The organism is Idiomarina sp. OT37-5b (assembly GCF_002968395.1).
Lineage (GTDB): Bacteria > Pseudomonadota > Gammaproteobacteria > Enterobacterales > Alteromonadaceae > Idiomarina > Idiomarina aquatica.
This window is the reverse complement of record NZ_CP027188.1, coordinates 1,204,929-1,219,211: the sequence shown is the minus strand read 5'-3', so window position 1 is coordinate 1,219,211 and position 14,283 is coordinate 1,204,929. Positions and strand designations below refer to the sequence as shown.

15 protein-coding genes, 3 tRNA genes and 1 pseudogene are annotated in these 14,283 nt (G+C 48.0%); 5 read left to right on the top strand and 14 right to left on the bottom strand.

Translation table 11 applies throughout. The features are described 5' to 3' along the window. Nucleotides 1–74: 74 nt before the first annotated feature. Complete coding sequence (locus tag C5610_RS13860) at nt 75–167, top strand: hypothetical protein (RefSeq protein ID WP_410054415.1); 93 nt, start codon at nt 75–77, stop codon at nt 165–167. A gap of 90 nt (nt 168–257) precedes the next feature. Then, nucleotides 258–518: pseudogene (gene tnpB / locus C5610_RS13855) on the top strand (IS66 family insertion sequence element accessory protein TnpB). Nucleotides 519–604: 86 nt separating this feature from the next. Here tnpB and C5610_RS05670 read toward each other — a convergent pair. Together C5610_RS05670 and C5610_RS05665 are read right to left on the bottom strand one after the other, a co-directional pair. Then, nucleotides 605–2,170 carry a P-loop ATPase, Sll1717 family gene (locus C5610_RS05670; protein WP_105306320.1) on the bottom strand — a complete coding sequence of 522 codons (1,566 nt, stop codon included), beginning with the start codon at nt 2,168–2,170 and terminating at the stop codon, nt 605–607. A 1,004-nt stretch (nt 2,171–3,174) separates the two neighbouring features. Further along, nucleotides 3,175–3,384, bottom strand: coding sequence for a hypothetical protein (locus C5610_RS05665; protein WP_105306319.1), 210 nt, complete (start codon nt 3,382–3,384; stop codon nt 3,175–3,177). A 478-nt stretch (nt 3,385–3,862) separates the two neighbouring features. On the opposite strand from C5610_RS05665, the gene C5610_RS05660 reads away from it, so the two are divergent. Next, nucleotides 3,863–4,465 carry a hypothetical protein gene (locus tag C5610_RS05660; protein WP_187346281.1) on the top strand — a complete coding sequence of 201 codons (603 nt, stop codon included), beginning with the start codon at nt 3,863–3,865 and terminating at the stop codon, nt 4,463–4,465. 24 nt (nt 4,466–4,489) lie between these two features. On the opposite strand, the gene C5610_RS05655 is transcribed toward C5610_RS05660, so the two are convergent. The 5 genes from C5610_RS05655 to C5610_RS13800 form a co-directional block, all read right to left on the bottom strand. Next, complete coding sequence (locus C5610_RS05655; protein WP_158682664.1) at nt 4,490–4,921, bottom strand: hypothetical protein; 432 nt, start codon at nt 4,919–4,921, stop codon at nt 4,490–4,492. Nucleotides 4,922–5,005: 84 nt separating this feature from the next. After that, on the bottom strand, nt 5,006–5,206 hold the full coding sequence (locus C5610_RS05650) for a hypothetical protein (RefSeq protein ID WP_105306317.1): 201 nt from the start codon (nt 5,204–5,206) through the stop codon (nt 5,006–5,008). A 115-nt stretch (nt 5,207–5,321) separates the two neighbouring features. Beyond that, nucleotides 5,322–5,777, bottom strand: a complete 456-nt coding sequence (locus tag C5610_RS05645) for a cupin domain-containing protein (protein WP_105306316.1) — start codon at nt 5,775–5,777, stop codon at nt 5,322–5,324. A 150-nt stretch (nt 5,778–5,927) separates the two neighbouring features. Beyond that, the gene (locus C5610_RS05640) at nt 5,928–7,178 is read right to left on the bottom strand and encodes a TonB-dependent receptor (protein ID WP_158682663.1); all 1,251 of its coding nucleotides are present in this window, start codon (nt 7,176–7,178) and stop codon (nt 5,928–5,930) included. Then, the gene (locus C5610_RS13800) at nt 7,144–7,818 is read right to left on the bottom strand and encodes a TonB-dependent receptor plug domain-containing protein (RefSeq protein WP_316042300.1); all 675 of its coding nucleotides are present in this window, start codon (nt 7,816–7,818) and stop codon (nt 7,144–7,146) included. Before C5610_RS13800 ends, C5610_RS05640 begins: the two co-directional genes overlap by 35 nt. A 193-nt stretch (nt 7,819–8,011) precedes the next feature. On the opposite strand from C5610_RS13800, the gene umuD reads away from it, so the two are divergent. Beyond that, nucleotides 8,012–8,437, top strand: a complete 426-nt coding sequence (gene umuD / locus C5610_RS05635; RefSeq protein WP_105306315.1) for a translesion error-prone DNA polymerase V autoproteolytic subunit — start codon at nt 8,012–8,014, stop codon at nt 8,435–8,437. Beyond that, a complete protein-coding gene (gene umuC / locus C5610_RS05630) occupies nt 8,415–9,710 on the top strand; it encodes a translesion error-prone DNA polymerase V subunit UmuC (protein ID WP_105306314.1) in 1,296 nt (431 codons plus the stop codon). Before umuD ends, umuC begins: the two co-directional genes overlap by 23 nt. A 223-nt stretch (nt 9,711–9,933) precedes the next feature. Here the strand turns inward: umuC and C5610_RS05625 are convergent, their stop codons facing one another. The 7 genes from C5610_RS05625 to C5610_RS05595 form a co-directional block, all read right to left on the bottom strand. Further along, nucleotides 9,934–10,674 (bottom strand): thioredoxin family protein, encoded by a 741-nt coding sequence (locus C5610_RS05625; RefSeq protein WP_105306313.1) that lies wholly within the window; start codon nt 10,672–10,674, stop codon nt 9,934–9,936. Nucleotides 10,675–10,857: 183 nt separating this feature from the next. Next, nucleotides 10,858–10,944: transfer RNA gene (locus C5610_RS05620), tRNA-Leu, on the bottom strand. 24 nt (nt 10,945–10,968) lie between these two features. Beyond that, nucleotides 10,969–11,042, bottom strand: a tRNA-Cys gene (locus C5610_RS05615). Between the two features lie 6 nt (nt 11,043–11,048). Continuing rightward, nucleotides 11,049–11,124, bottom strand: a tRNA-Gly gene (locus tag C5610_RS05610). Between the two features lie 96 nt (nt 11,125–11,220). Beyond that, entirely contained in the window at nt 11,221–11,769 is a 549-nt protein-coding gene (gene pgsA, locus C5610_RS05605) for a CDP-diacylglycerol--glycerol-3-phosphate 3-phosphatidyltransferase (protein WP_105306312.1), read from the bottom strand. A gap of 26 nt (nt 11,770–11,795) precedes the next feature. Next, a complete protein-coding gene (uvrC, locus tag C5610_RS05600; RefSeq protein WP_105306311.1) occupies nt 11,796–13,619 on the bottom strand; it encodes an excinuclease ABC subunit UvrC in 1,824 nt (607 codons plus the stop codon). Beyond that, nucleotides 13,603–14,265: a LuxR C-terminal-related transcriptional regulator gene (locus C5610_RS05595; RefSeq protein ID WP_105306310.1), complete on the bottom strand. Its 663-nt coding sequence runs from the start codon at nt 14,263–14,265 to the stop codon at nt 13,603–13,605. Before C5610_RS05595 ends, uvrC begins: the two co-directional genes overlap by 17 nt. Between the last annotated feature and the right edge of the window lie 18 nt (nt 14,266–14,283).

The following is a 14,283-nucleotide window of genomic DNA, read 5'->3' as shown; positions in this document are numbered from 1 at the left end:
TTATCGCCACGTTCTAACCAAAGAGGTAATTTATGAGTCGAGCATACCTCTCTTAAGCGCAGTGGCAGGCGCTAATTGATGAGTTTGAGCAAAGTGGTCTAAGCCGCAAGGCATTTTGTGACGCGCAGGGCATTAATCCGAACCACCTTAGTCAACGCCGCCGTTAGTTACAGCAGGAAACCGACTGTACCGGCTTTACACGGGTAGCGGCTGAGTCGTCGCCGAGATGGATTGCTCACCGTTCAGCGGCGGTCTTTGTGCTCCGCAACCGCCAGCGCGATAAAGTCCGGGCGTTTTACTGGGACAGAACCGGTTTTTTTCTTTGATATAAACTGCTGGAAAAGAATAAATTTAAATGGCCGCGGAAAGTAAAAGGTGATGTTCTTAATTTAAGTACACAGCAATGGCAATGGTTACTCGAAGGCCTCGATATCACCCTGATGAAAGCGAGCGTCAATCGCAAACAAAAGATGGCTATTATGAGCGAAGAGGTGCTAGGCTTAATGACCTATGCTTAAAAACGTTCACGCTCTTGCCCTGCCTTTTCTAATTAGTGGTTCGTTCAACCATTAATTTAACTAATTAAATTTCTAGAACCATTTTTCTACCTCCTAAAAAATAAAGGATGGATTCTAAATTCTTTTGCTAAATCAGTGATATCCAGCTCCGGTTTATGAAATGATGAATATATAACTAAATTATCTTTTTTTACAAATCCAATCACCCCAACCGTAAACCAAACTTTCACCAAACTCTCAATATCTAGCGCTCGTTCGTTATGTTCCTCGTCATTTTCATAATCATTATTTTTGCTCAACAAATAATTTGAGATATCCTCCTTTTCTTTTTCTGAAATATTATCAATATAAAAGCTAACGCCCTTTAGAAAGGAAATCGCATCCAGGTAATCTTTGATGTGTGGATAAATTGTAACCCACTCTTTAACTAATGCATTTTTTCTCTGCGAGTAAAACTTCTCTTCAGCTTCCAACACCATATTTTCGTCTAGCTCAACTTTACCATCACACTCCGCTAAACAAAGATTAATGAAACTGATTGCATCACGGGGCCTTAGCATTGTTCTCTCTAAAATAAAATCTGATGCGCTAACTCCATTCACATTAAACGCAAAAACATCATCAATTGAAACTTCCTTTGAACTCTCATATTGATTTTTAACTAAAAAATTAATTCTTTTATCAATTAACGCTTTTATCTCCTGTTTGTTCCAAGAAACCGCGTATATGAGTGACTCGTCTTTTTCCTCTTGTCTCAAGCTATTTCGGTAAATCCCCATAATTATATCGGTCCTGATCGAAATCAATACTTTAACCGATCTAATATCCAAGAGCTCTTTGAACGCTTCCAGAAGCGCATTGATGAAGTCATATCTGATTTCACTAGCGCTTAACCATGATTTGTCCAAATCATCGATACTTATAACTATTCTCACCTGTCGTTCATTAGAAAACTCTTCCTTTAGTACCTTTATAAGCTCCTTTTGTTTCCGCAAAAGTTCTCGACTCACATAGCTTGAGGTTTCTCGTTGAATCTTTTTAGTTGACTCCGAAGATAAAGTTCCGGATACACTAGCTAATAGAGCATCTATGCCAAGTTTTGACTCAAGATCACCCTGAATTTTATTTGTTATTTCTTCAATTATTTCGTCGCTAAAGAATTTGCCTTTATACTCATCAAGATAATCATTTGCTAACTGCGCATTATATGAGCGTTTCGAGTATGGAATTAAAGCACGCACTTTATCGAAAAAACTTTCGTACGTTGATCTATGCAACTGTTGAATAATATTAACTAGTAAAATATGCAGCCAAAGAGATTTATAAAATACACGAAGATCTATTTTCCTTTCTATCAACTTTGAAATAAAAATGTTGTTAACAATATGCTCAAAAATAGTATTTTCTGCCTCAACTTTTTCATGAACTTTGATTTTGTCACTTTGAATAATATGTTTCAACAGCGCGGTTTTTCCGCTTCCAGTACGGCCTACTATTATTCTTCTAGTGAAATCCGGGTTACTAGAGGAGTCATCAAAATTTATAATTCCGCGATAAACATCTGTTTCATAAAAGCAATCATTCAGAAAGGAATCAGTTTCTGCTTCTAACTTACCAATTTCAGCATTCTTCCTAAAACGAAATTCTGTCATTTTCAAATCCCTATTGAAAATAGTATTTTGGAGTCATTGCAAAATATAACCAAGTGCTACTGCAGCTATTACATGAACATCATAACTAAAATCATCGCCTATTGATGTATCGGCGAAAGCCAAGAATTAATTTTTATTACGCGATGAAAAATCGAAAGTCTGAGTCTCGTTCGTTACTAAATTTAAGCTTAGTCCCAAGAGTATGCAGTGAATTTGTACTTCGTCCCTGACTTGCCTGTGTATGTAACGGTACCGTACTTTGCCATGACTGCCCTCCTTCTCTCACTATAACATTTGTATGTTTTTGTGCGCAGTTCGGAACTCGTTCGGTCGATAGTCATCAACCATTAAGTTAATGATTAATATATAATTACTATCTTGGAAAGCTCCAGGTTAGCATAAGAAATTTTTCATTATCAGTTATAATCTACTGAGCGCACGGTATCAAACTTTAACTTTTTGTTATGTCATTGACACTAAACGACTTACACATATAACACAACACCAAAATGCGCAATATTCTCGAAGTGAAGGTGCCACACACCATTGCCCTTCGGCACACTTAAGAGTATCGAAACGACTGGTCACTCGCTGAAATGTACTGAAAGTCAGGTAATCCGTTCATCGCTCATTGCAGGCTTTAAAATTTTTATTAAGTATCATTTGCTAAGTTCGTTAAAACTTAACCGAACACTACAAGTTTCCCTTCACTCTCATGTTATTCTCTTTGCTTTAATACCTTTTCGACATCGACGTGAAAAACTCCTTTCACCTTTCCAACCACTAGCTAGCCAGCGCACAGGGCTTCTGAGATGAAACGCTACGAGTAAAAAAGATACCTAAACCCCCTACATAGGGGGTGCAAGTTCTGGTAAAGATAGACTATGATATTGAGGATTTGATTTCGGAGTGCATTTCGCTGCGTGATTAAGACGATGATGTAGCTAATGAGTGAAGGTGAAAGAAGAAACCAGAAAAAGTTTCTTCTTAACTATTTAGATCTTTTATTCTAACAGACCAAAATAAACACCAACCGTAGCCACTGCGTCCACAAATTCTTTTGCTGTCTTACGATCCATCACGACAACCTTGCCATTTACTTTTAAATAAATACTGTCTTCTTTATAATAAGATGACCGCCCAAACTCTACTTCCATTTCATCTCTTTTACCTTGACACTTTATGAGTTTTTCGAAATGAATAGTCGTAGCCATAGCATAAATCCTCTGTATATTTTAAATATTTCTTACTAAATCCAAAGCTTAATCTCTGTGGTACAGCTTACGGGCAACATTGTTCAAATACTAAGCATCCCTGCCCACTCACATCCGCTGTGATGTCCCTATCAATAAGCCTAACGACGAGTTGCGACAGTTTGCGTCGCAACCAAACATTCGCGTTGAGCGCGACCATCTCCTTCACCAATGCGAGTTGGGTGCATGCCATTACGTGAGGCACTCTAGGTAAATAGGCGATTAGATGAACCGTTTACCTGACCCTAGTACTTGAGGTATCGAAGAATCCATTACTCGATTGGAAAAGGACAATTAAGCAATGAGCGAAAGAACTGCTGTTCGCCTTGCGCTTTTGTTTTCTCATCTCTATAGACGAAAAAGACCATTTTTTTACTGAGCTTTTCTTGATAGGCTGGGTAAAAAGCATTCAAAATTAACAATAACTAAAACTCTTTTTATGATCATCACCGCCAGCATTATCATTTACAGCACCGCCTTCTTACTCTGGTTTGTCGTTTGGTATGGGGCAACTGGCTATACGCTAATGCGAACAAACAAACTTCTGATTTTTCCCTGGATTATTTGTCCGCTATTTTTAATTGGCAACTTATTGATGACGATTTTCTTTGGCGATGTCGGTAGTACAGAGTATGAGGAAGGCAGGTTCACTCATCTTACCGACCGAGCCTCAATCGCGGTGCAAGCAACGGCGAGTATTGTGATTGTTGCAACCATCGTCTACGGCATGAGCATTAAACGAGTGCCGGTTCATTTTATCCGCTTTATGGTTTATACCTTTATCTGTGTACTGGGTTTGATGGCGCCTGTGCTGTGGATTCCGATTGAAAGTCCTGAGATGTTTTATATTCTCCGCCACTTGCAAACTGTGGCATTGAATTATGGTTTGTTCTTCTGTGTGGCCGGTATTGCCATTTTGTTAAAGGACTTGGTCACGCACGGCGATGTCGCCATATCCTTCGACGATCACGCTGCTACGCTGGCTAACGCACCCAGAGATGTTGTCCAAAAAGATGAACGTGGAAATAATGAAGAAAAGTAAGCTTATACTTTCAGGACTTAGTACCTAATTAAAGCCAAACTCTTTGAGTATCCTTTTGAACTTGCCTGCCGTTTTACCAAACATCCATGGTTGAATACGAGTAGCTACTTCACCATAGGACACCAGAGTAACAAAGCCCGCCCCTTTGTCGATTTTGATTTTCTTTAGATCAGAGGGTTTGATGACTTTTTTTACCCCTTTGCGACAAAGGGTCAAACTGTCTTTTGCCAAGGTCAGTTGATCATCAGCATGACGAAAATAGAAAGATAGGCGACGATAGAGATCCAAACCGATCACCAATAAAGCATACATAGCGTAGGCAGGAACATCTGAAATTGTTCCGCCGTAATCTTCGGTTATTTCGATGATGAAGAAAACTGTGGCTATTGCAATAGCGACTAACCCGCCCATGTAATACCAAAAACTACGACTTCTTTTTAATTCTAATTGGTTCATAAGATACCTAAACGCTAACCAATAAGCCTGCTGATGTGAGTGCAAGCGATTTTGCTTCCGGCTGCCTTGCGCCAAAGGCGCAAGCTACTGTTTTACATCCTCTTTTAATACAAGCACGATGAGGAAGATTATGGCCAGCGGTGGGATCAGCGCGCTGAGCGCTGCAATAACCGCGGTGAGTACAGGGTTGGTGGTTTTACGCTTACCGAGATAATAGCCAAGCACTGCCATAACAATGGCAAATAAGATGATAGACTGACCAATAATTGTTGCGTTCATTTCCATTAACCGAATTCTCTGATTGTTATAACTTGAATGTATTTATTTTGTTAATATACACGCAATGAATAAGGAATTGCAATTAATGGTTGAGCTTGCGCCAAAGGCGCAAGCGACAGAGTCATTTCACGTTAGTGACATCCTCGACATCCACTAAATCCCAACCGCTTGGGTAGCGGTACAAGCGTTTGGCCTGACGCGGATAGTCGCTGACATCGGCATTCAGGCGATTTCCCACCACCAGACATTGCAACGGCTCGGAGCCGGTCGCCTCCATTGAATGCGGCACATGATCGATGGGACAGCCGATAAAGTCGCCCGCGCCGATGGCAAACTGCTCATCGCCGATATGCACGATGCCGGTACCCGACAACACGTAGATCGCTTCTTCTTCAAAATGATGAAAATGGTGCTCGGTTGAGTCGCGCCCCGGCTCGACCGTGATCAGATGGATACCCATCGATTTCATGCCCGTTGTGTCACCCAGCGATTTGTTTAAGCGCTGTGCGTTAGCGTTTAAAAAGTGCGTTTTGTGCTCGCCCGGCATGGCATCGATTGCAGATTTTTTGAGTAACATGGATGGCTCCTCCCCCAGAATGCCTGACTGAAAGGAGCCATTATACAAAAACACGCCGTTTATGAACCCTACGTATTTTATCGCCGTTGGTTTCAAACTGCGGGTCGGGCTTGCGCCAGAAGCGCAAGCCGCGAGGGGTAAAAACCTTGTTTAGAAGCGGTACGTTGCGCCGAGTGACACCGTTGCACCAACGCCCTTCACGCTATAACCGGTCCCGTAGCGCAGAGCCTGCGAACGCGCCGGGAAGTAATCCGCATTGAACAGGTTTTCGATGCCGCCAAACAGCTCCCAGTTGTTCAACTGGTAACGGACCGACAGGTTAACCACATCGTAGCTGTCGATCGGTCCCTGATCGCCGCTGTAAAACCCTTGTTCGTTGGCGTCGAAACGGTCACGGGAGAACACGTGTAACCAGTTCAGATTAACGTCCAGATCTTGACTCGGGCTGTAGTTAACCGCGCTGGTCAGTTTCGGTGCGCTGATCTGACGGGCGCCCAAATAAGTGTCGTTCTGAGTATCTTTACCTTCGGTGTAACCATAGGCCGCCTGCAGGCTCCACTGATCATTTAAGGTGTACTCGGCCGTCGCTTCAAAGCCCCAGATTTTTTGCGGTGCACGGGCCGGACGGTAGATACCGCTTTCCGGATCGTAAACACTGCGGGTGCCCAAATCGGATGTGCTGCGGTACAACGCACCGGTGAAGAACAGGTTGTTCAACTGGCTGCTGAAGCCAACTTCGTAGTTCTTGATGATCGACGCTTCGTTCTCAATCAGACCCAGGTCGCTCACGGTGGCGGTGCGCAGCAACAAACCTAAATCCGGTACTTCATACCCTTCGGAGTAGCTGGCGAATGGCGAGAAGGCGTCCGAATAGCGGTAGCGCAAGCCGACGTTATAGGTGGTTGCGGCGTAATCCATGTCGCCCCCCGACACTTGCATCGGTGTTGAACAGGTTGTTGCGTCGCGGCACAGGCGTAAGGTTTCGTAATCATCGACGGTGACTGAAATGTCTTCACGACGTACGCCGGCTTTTAGTGTCCAGTCCTGTGCCAGTTCCCACTTGATTTGTAAGAAGCCGGCTTTCGAGCTCATGTCCATTTCCGGTACCCAGATACGGCCGTCCAGCAATGGCTGCGAGGTAACGTCGTTGAGCAGATCAAGGCCGTAGATGAAGGTGGCGTAGATACCGCCGATGTTAACGTCGCTGGTGAAGACCGAGCGGAAGCCTTGTTTTTCGGACAAAATCGCCGATTGTCCTCCGTCATAACCCGCGTCCGGGTTACCCAGGGTTGGCGACCAGAAGAACACGTTGTCGATTTTCTGCTGGTACGCATCAACGGTCAGTGAGGTGTTGGTGAACAGCGCGTCATTGTGATATTTGGCCATCACGTTGTACGCCATATTTTTCCTGGGCGAGTGTGGCCACAAAGCCAAGCGCGCCTTCGCTGCCGTCAACAGAAACCACGGTTCGATAGCCTAGGCTGTCATCGGTTTTCACCAGGCTGCTTTTTACCGCCTGGGTAAGGCTAACCGTGCTGCCCTGCCCGCTTGGCTTTTTGGTGATGTAGTTGATAACACCGCCGGCGGCACCGTTACCCCAGACAGAGGTTGCGCCATTCAGTACTTCGATACGCTCAATGCTGGCCGGATCGAGCGTGCGGATGCCCAGTGCGCCGTTACGTAATGGCGTGTCCTGTGGTACGCCGTCAATCATGATCAGCATGTTACGTCCGCGCAGAGTTTGGCCGAAATTGCTTGAGCTTCCGGTGCTCGGCGCCATGCCCGGTACCGCCAGCGCAAGCAGGCTTTGCAGCTCTGAGCTGACGCGTAAATTGGCTTCGATGGTGTCACGGTCAATAATGGTAATGCTTGCCGGTACTTCGTCAAAACTTTCAACGATACGGCTGCCGGTAACGGTAATGCGTTCGAGGTTTTGCTCGGCTTGCTCCTGCTCAGTTGGCTGTGAGTCCTGCGCCAACGCCGGATTCAACACCATCTGAACAGCGAACGCGACGGGTAATACATGAAACGATTTGCGCACTTTAATGCTCTCCTTGGCTGATTCTAGGTTTTTAACGGAGGCGATTGTAGTGTCTTTTTATGCAAATGCCAATGATTTGCATTAAGGTCTTATTGGAAGGTTTTGCTGATCGGTCAATGCAATAATGGCCTTGCCTTGCGTGAACAAAACACCGATACTGTATAAACATACAGTTGTTGTTTTATAGGGTAGTATGAAAGCAGAAATCATCAGTCGCGCAGGCGTGTATCCAAAGCTACAAATCCCCTATCTGCTGGAAGCGGTACAGGCAGGCTTTCCGTCACCGGCGCAGGATTATGTCGAGCAGCAGTTGGATTTAAATGAACTGTGCATTAAGCACCCGGCGGCCACCTATTTTGTGCGCGCGACCGGCGATTCCATGGTCGGTGCGGGGATTAATGACAACGATGTGTTGGTGGTCGATCGTGCTTTAACCGCACAGGCGGGTGACATTATTATCGCCTGCTGGAACGGCGAACTGACGGTAAAGGAGTTGCAGTTAACGCCCTACCCGGCGCTTTTGTCGCACAACCCGAATTATCCGCCGCTGGTGTTAACGGAAGATGCCGAACTGGATGTGTTTGGGGTAGTCAGCCATGTTATCCATCGCTTCCGCTAAGCCGGCGCCGTGCTTTGCGTTAATTGACTGCAATAACTTCTATGTGTCCTGTGAACGGTTGTTTCGGCCGGATCTGCGCCAGCGGCCGGTGCTGGTGGCGTCCAATAACGACGGTTGTGCGGTGGCCCGCTCTGCTGAAGCTAAAGCGCTTGGTATAAAAATGGGCACACCGCTGTTTAAGATTGATGATTTGATTAAGCAGCACAACATCGAGGTGTTTTCCTCCAACTACGCGCTGTACGCGGATATTTCGAATCGAGTGATGTCGACCATCGAAGCCATGGTGCCGCGGTTGGAAATCTACTCCATCGACGAGGCCTTTGCGGATCTCACCGGTTTGGGTCGCTCTGTCTCACTGGATGCTTTTGGTCACCAGTTACGCAACCGCATCGGTGCCTGGGTGGGAATCCCCTCCTGTGTCGGTATAGCGCCGACCAAAACGCTGGCAAAGCTGGCCAATTACGGCGCTAAAAAGTATCCGCAGACCGGTGGTGTGGTCGATCTGAGCCAACCGCAGCGACAACGCAAGTTACTGGCGATAACACCGGTCGACGAAGTCTGGGGCGTTGGTCGGCGTATTAGCGAGCGGCTGCAACGGATGGGAATTAACACGGCACTGCAGTTGGCGGAGGCTGACCTTAAAACCCTGCGTAAGCAGTTTTCGGTAGTGCTGGAGCGCACCGCACGTGAGTTACGCGGTGAATCCTGCCTGGCAATGGAAACGCTACCGGCGAGCAAAAAGCAAATCGTGGTGTCGCGCAGTTTCGGTACCCCGGTGCTTGCGTTGGAGCAGATTCAGGCGGCATTGGCGTCGTTTGTGGTGCGCGCGGCGGAAAAATTGCGTTACGAGCGCCATTCCGCCCGCCAACTGACGGTATTTATGCGCACCAATCCGTTTAAACCGCAACAACCGCAGTACAGTAATTCCACCACCCACACCCTGGCGCAACCGACTCAGGACAGCCGTGAGTTGCTGGCACTGACCCGAAGCCTGTCTGAACGTATTTTCAGGGCGGGTTATCACTACAACAAAGCTGGTGTGATGCTTGGCGATTTTTATCAACCCGGGGTGTTTCAGGCGTCGCTGTTTGAAACCAACGAGCCCAAACCGAAAAGCCGCGCATTGATGAACGTCCTGGATAAAGTGAACGGCAGAAAAACCGGCGCACTGTATTTTGCCTCACAGAAAACATCATCCGCCTGGCACATGAAGCGCGAGCGGCTGTCGCCGGCCTACACCACGAGGTGGGCAGAGATACCGCGGGTTAAGTGACAATATAAGTGAACATACTTAAGTTGTCGGTTGTTAAAGATCGTGCCGCACAATTAAATTCAGGCGCAGCAGAGCCTGTTCCTGGCGATGTTGTTTTGAAAAAAGCTCTGATTAAATGAGCTATACATTGCTTGGACGTGCGCTTTAACCGGAATTTTAAATTAAGACTCCGACGCTATTAAGCCTTATGCAAGTAAGCGCCCTTCACCCTATTCCTAAACGGCTATTCCCATGCCTGCTTCGGATAGCTCGGTAATTCAAGCGGTGTTTCCGGCGCATTCAGGGCTTTTTTATGGGCCGCCACGATATCTTCATGGACTTGATTGCGAAATTTTGCGACGGCCATCCATTGCTGGATAAAGCGTTGCGGGGGTTGCTGAGCACCGGATGTTTTGTAGGCTTTTAACTGTGGTGCCACCCACTGATAGCCGGCTTTGATCCGTTCAGCCTGTTGTTGTTTAAACGCCGACAGCTGTTGACGATGAGCTTCGCTAAGCGGCTCTTCGATGAGTGTTAAGAAATCTTGTTCCAGGAAATAGGCCTGAAACTCTTCGGCGCAGTGTTTGGAGGCATTGGTCCAATGCTGCCAACTGGCGAAGTTTTTGATTTGCCCGCTACCGGCGTCAATGATCATCACCGTGGGGGTACCATAGTAAATGGGTTCGCCGTAGGCCTGCACGATGTCATAGCCGCGTTCAAAATAACTGACATCAACTGTGTGGATTTGATACTGCTGTTTAAGCTGGTCGCGAAACGGCGATTGATTGAAGCGCTCTAACAATGCGGTGCTATCGTGGCACCAATTGGCGCCGAGCACCAACATCAGATCCTTGCCCTGCTTCGCCGCCTGCTGCTGCCAGTCTTTGGTTTGCTCTGCAGAGGGTGCCTGCCCGGCAAACTGCCATTCCTGCGCTGCCGCTGGCCACGCTAACAAGCTGATCATCAGAAGAAAAACGTATTTCATCACAGTGCCTGGTGGAATCAATGAAAAGGCTACTATAACGCAATTGCGGCTATATATCTTGCGCCGAGGGCGCAAGCTACTGCAATTGGGGCTATATATCTTGCGCCAAAGGCACAAGCTACTGGAATTGGGGATTTATATCTTGCGCCAAAGGCGCAAGCTACTGAGAAATTTCAAAGGAATTGGTGCCCGGGGCCGGACTTGAACCGGCACGCTGTTACCAGCGAGGGATTTTAAATCCCTTGTGTCTACCAATTCCACCACCCGGGCACTACAAGAAGTGTTCTCGAATAATGGAGGCGGGTCCCGGAGTCGAACCGAGATCCACGGATTTGCAATCCGCTGCATAGCCATTCTGCCAACCCGCCGATGCTTGGAGCGGGAAACGAGATTCGAACTCGCGACCCCAACCTTGGCAAGGTTGTGCTCTACCAGCTGAGCTATTCCCGCACCGTCATCTGCCGTGGCATTCTACTGTCTATTCGTTTTCAGTCAACGACTTTTTTCCATTTTTATGACCGTTTGCCTAAATTTGCGGCAAAGCAGTTAATTTCTGGTCAGTTCGCTGCCGGCGGCGCGCAAATATTCCCACATTGACCACAATGTCAGTACAAACGAGAGGATAAATAAGACCAACGCCAGTACGAACACATAGACGTTAGCGTTCCACAGCAGCCCTATCAGAGCGACCATTTGCGCGATGGTTTTTAATTTACCCAGGTTCGACACCGCCACTTTTGAGCGGCTACCGCGCTGGGCCATCCATTCGCGCAAGGCGCTGACGATCAGTTCGCGGCAAATCATGGTTAATGCCGGAATGGTGATGTACCAGGCGTTAAAGTCTTCGACAACGACCACCAGCGCGGCCACCACCATGGCTTTATCGGCCACTGGGTCTAAAAATTCGCCGAACTCGGTATATTGGTTAAACTGACGGGCAATAAAGCCGTCCAGCGCGTCGGTTACCGCTGCTAACAAGAAAATGAACGCCGACCAAAACCGAGCTTCGTCGATGGGTAAGTAAAAAACGATCAAAAAGACCGGAATCAAAACGATTCGAAAACTGGTCAGTATGTTCGGGATATTCCACTTCATTATCCGCCATTTCCTTTTAGGCTGTGTTATTCATCACGAAATGAATAATAGATTTTTTCCGCTAGTGCCCGACTGATGCCCGGTACATTTGCTAATTGTTCAATACTAGCGTTTTTTACCTCATGTAATCCACCCAGATTTTGCAGTATTTTCTGCCGGCGCTTAGCGCCGATACCTTCTATCTGCTCAAGGCTGGAGGTGCGTTTTACTTTACCACGTTTTTGCCGGTGTCCGGTTATCGCAAAGCGATGCGATTCGTCGCGGATGTGCTGGATCAAATGCAGCGCGCTGGCGTCTTTGTTCAGCGGGATGGTTTCGTGGCTGCCGGCCATGATTAAGGTTTCCAGCCCCGGTTTCCGTGACTCCCCTTTTGCTACACCGATCAGCATCGGTGCGTCATCGCCCCAGTCGGCAAAGTATTTTTCGGCCTGCGCCAACTGCCCTTTACCGCCGTCGATAAACAGAATATCGGGAATGTTGCCGGCTTCCTTGGCGTTGTCGTAGCGTTTTGCCAGCGCTTTGGCCATGGCGGCATAGTCATCGCCGGGGGTAATGCCGTCGATGTTATAACGCCGGTAGTCGGATTTCTTCGGCCCGTTTTGATCAAACACCACGCAGGATGCGACGGTTTGTTGCCCCATGGTGTGACTGATGTCAAAGCATTCCATCCGCTGGATCGGTACGCCCAGTTCCAGCACCTGTTGCAGCGCTGAGGTGCGGCGGTTCATGGTGCTTTGCTGGTTAAGTTTGCTCTCGAGCGCGTTAACGGCGTTTTTGTGCGCCAATTGCTGGTACTGTTTGCGTTCGCCGCGCACATTCTGCAGCAACCGGATCTTACGGTTCAGTGCCTGTCCCATCACTTCCGCCAGCACGTCGTCACGTGGCACATCCAGTGGTAGCACGATTTCGGCGGGCACTTTGCGGCCGGCGGTATCGGACAGATAAAACTGCAGTAAAAAGGCGCGCAGAACTTCTTCGTCCGGGGTGTCCGCCGGCACTTTGGGGAAGTAACTGCGACTGCCCTGCAGATGATTGTCGCGCACAAACAGCATTTGTACGGTGGTGACGCCGTTGCCCCGGGCCAGACCAATTACGTCCAGCTCCTGCTGGGCGCCGGTCACCGAGTTACGTTCCTGGGTGCGCCTTAACATGGCGATTTGGTCGCGGTAACGGGCGGCTTTTTCAAAATCGAGTGCGGCGCTGGCGTTTTCCATTTTGGCCACCAGCTCGTCGATCACCTGTTGGTTCTTGCCCTGCAGAAACTGCTTCGCAAAGCCGACCTGCTCGGCGTACTCTTCATCGGTGCAGACGTTGACGCACGGCGCCAGACAGCGTTGCAGCTGATATTGCAGACAAGGCCGGCTGCGCGCGCGGTAATAAGAATCCTCACATTGGCGCACCGGGAAAATTTTCTGCATCAAACGCAGGCTTTCCCGCACCGCTGCGCCGTTGGGGAACGGCCCAAAATACTCGCCTTTGGTGCGCCGTGCGCCCCGATGAAAGCCCAGCCGCGGATGCTGATGATCGGTCAGAATAATGTACGGATAGGATTTATCGTCGCGCAGCAGCACGTTGTAGCGCGGCCGGTACTTTTTAATGAAGGTGTTTTCCAGGATCAACGCTTCGGCTTCGGTGTTGGTCACCGTTACGTCCATGTCGGCAATTTGCTTAACCAACACCTGAGTTTTTACTCGATCGACTTTTTCCCGGAAATAGCTGGATACGCGTTTTTTCAGATCTTTCGCTTTACCAACGTAAATCACGTCACCCGCTTCATCGTACATGCGGTAGACACCCGGCTGATGAGTCAGGTGACGAAGAAAGTTTTCAGCATCAAATGTGCGTGCCATAGTCCCTTTGTTGTTTGAGCTCGACTAAGCCATTGCGAATGGCAAGATGGGTCAATTGTACATCACCTTGCACGCCGAGTTTAGCGAAGATTCGATAACGAAAGGTATTGATGGTTTTACTGCTGATGTTCAGGTGGTTGGCAATGTCGGTAACTTTGACGCCACGGCTGATCATTTGTGCCACCTGTAGCTCGCGTTCGCTGAGCCGGTCGATCAGCGGCATCGTCCGTGCCAGGTGTGGATTTTGCGCCAGATAACGCGCCACCGGTGCGGCAACATACACGTTGCCGTGCTTCAGCGACAGCACCGCCTCTTTCAGTTCATGACCGCTGCTTGATTCGAGCAGATAGCCGTCGACGTGTGGCAGGCTGCACTGAAAATCCAGTACGTCCTGATAGCTTTTGCCCCACACAATCAGCCGCAGCTCGGGGTAGCGCTTGACCAGCCGCCGCCAGGTTTCGACCGTCGAGTCGCCGCCCAGTTTACTGCACAGGACAACAATCGCGTCGTCATGCTGATTACAGGCATGGCGCAGTTCAAGCATTGAAGTAACGGATTCGATAGTGTGCCCCAGGCCGTCTTCCAGAAAGTTAGCCATACCTGCACTTACAAAAGGATTTGATACCGCCAGAATAATATGGTCCATAGTCACGTCCTCATGTTC

What these genes read in the sequence shown, in the direction of transcription:
- C5610_RS05670 (WP_105306320.1), bottom strand. Translation starts at nt 2,170, where the DNA reads ATGACAGAATTTCGTTTTAGGAAGAATGCTGAAATTGGTAAGTTAGAA.
- C5610_RS05665 (WP_105306319.1), bottom strand. Translation starts at nt 3,384, where the DNA reads ATGGCTACGACTATTCATTTCGAAAAACTCATAAAGTGTCAAGGTAAA.
- C5610_RS05660 (WP_187346281.1), top strand. Translation starts at nt 3,863, where the DNA reads ATGATCATCACCGCCAGCATTATCATTTACAGCACCGCCTTCTTACTC.
- C5610_RS05655 (WP_158682664.1), bottom strand. Translation starts at nt 4,921, where the DNA reads ATGAACCAATTAGAATTAAAAAGAAGTCGTAGTTTTTGGTATTACATG.
- C5610_RS05650 (WP_105306317.1), bottom strand. Translation starts at nt 5,206, where the DNA reads ATGGAAATGAACGCAACAATTATTGGTCAGTCTATCATCTTATTTGCC.
- C5610_RS05645 (WP_105306316.1), bottom strand. Translation starts at nt 5,777, where the DNA reads ATGTTACTCAAAAAATCTGCAATCGATGCCATGCCGGGCGAGCACAAA.
- C5610_RS05640 (WP_158682663.1), bottom strand. Translation starts at nt 7,178, where the DNA reads ATGGCGTACAACGTGATGGCCAAATATCACAATGACGCGCTGTTCACC.
- umuD (WP_105306315.1), top strand. Translation starts at nt 8,012, where the DNA reads ATGAAAGCAGAAATCATCAGTCGCGCAGGCGTGTATCCAAAGCTACAA.
- umuC (WP_105306314.1), top strand. Translation starts at nt 8,415, where the DNA reads ATGTTATCCATCGCTTCCGCTAAGCCGGCGCCGTGCTTTGCGTTAATT.
- C5610_RS05625 (WP_105306313.1), bottom strand. Translation starts at nt 10,674, where the DNA reads ATGAAATACGTTTTTCTTCTGATGATCAGCTTGTTAGCGTGGCCAGCG.
- pgsA (WP_105306312.1), bottom strand. Translation starts at nt 11,769, where the DNA reads ATGAAGTGGAATATCCCGAACATACTGACCAGTTTTCGAATCGTTTTG.
- uvrC (WP_105306311.1), bottom strand. Translation starts at nt 13,619, where the DNA reads ATGGCACGCACATTTGATGCTGAAAACTTTCTTCGTCACCTGACTCAT.
- C5610_RS05595 (WP_105306310.1), bottom strand. Translation starts at nt 14,265, where the DNA reads ATGGACCATATTATTCTGGCGGTATCAAATCCTTTTGTAAGTGCAGGT.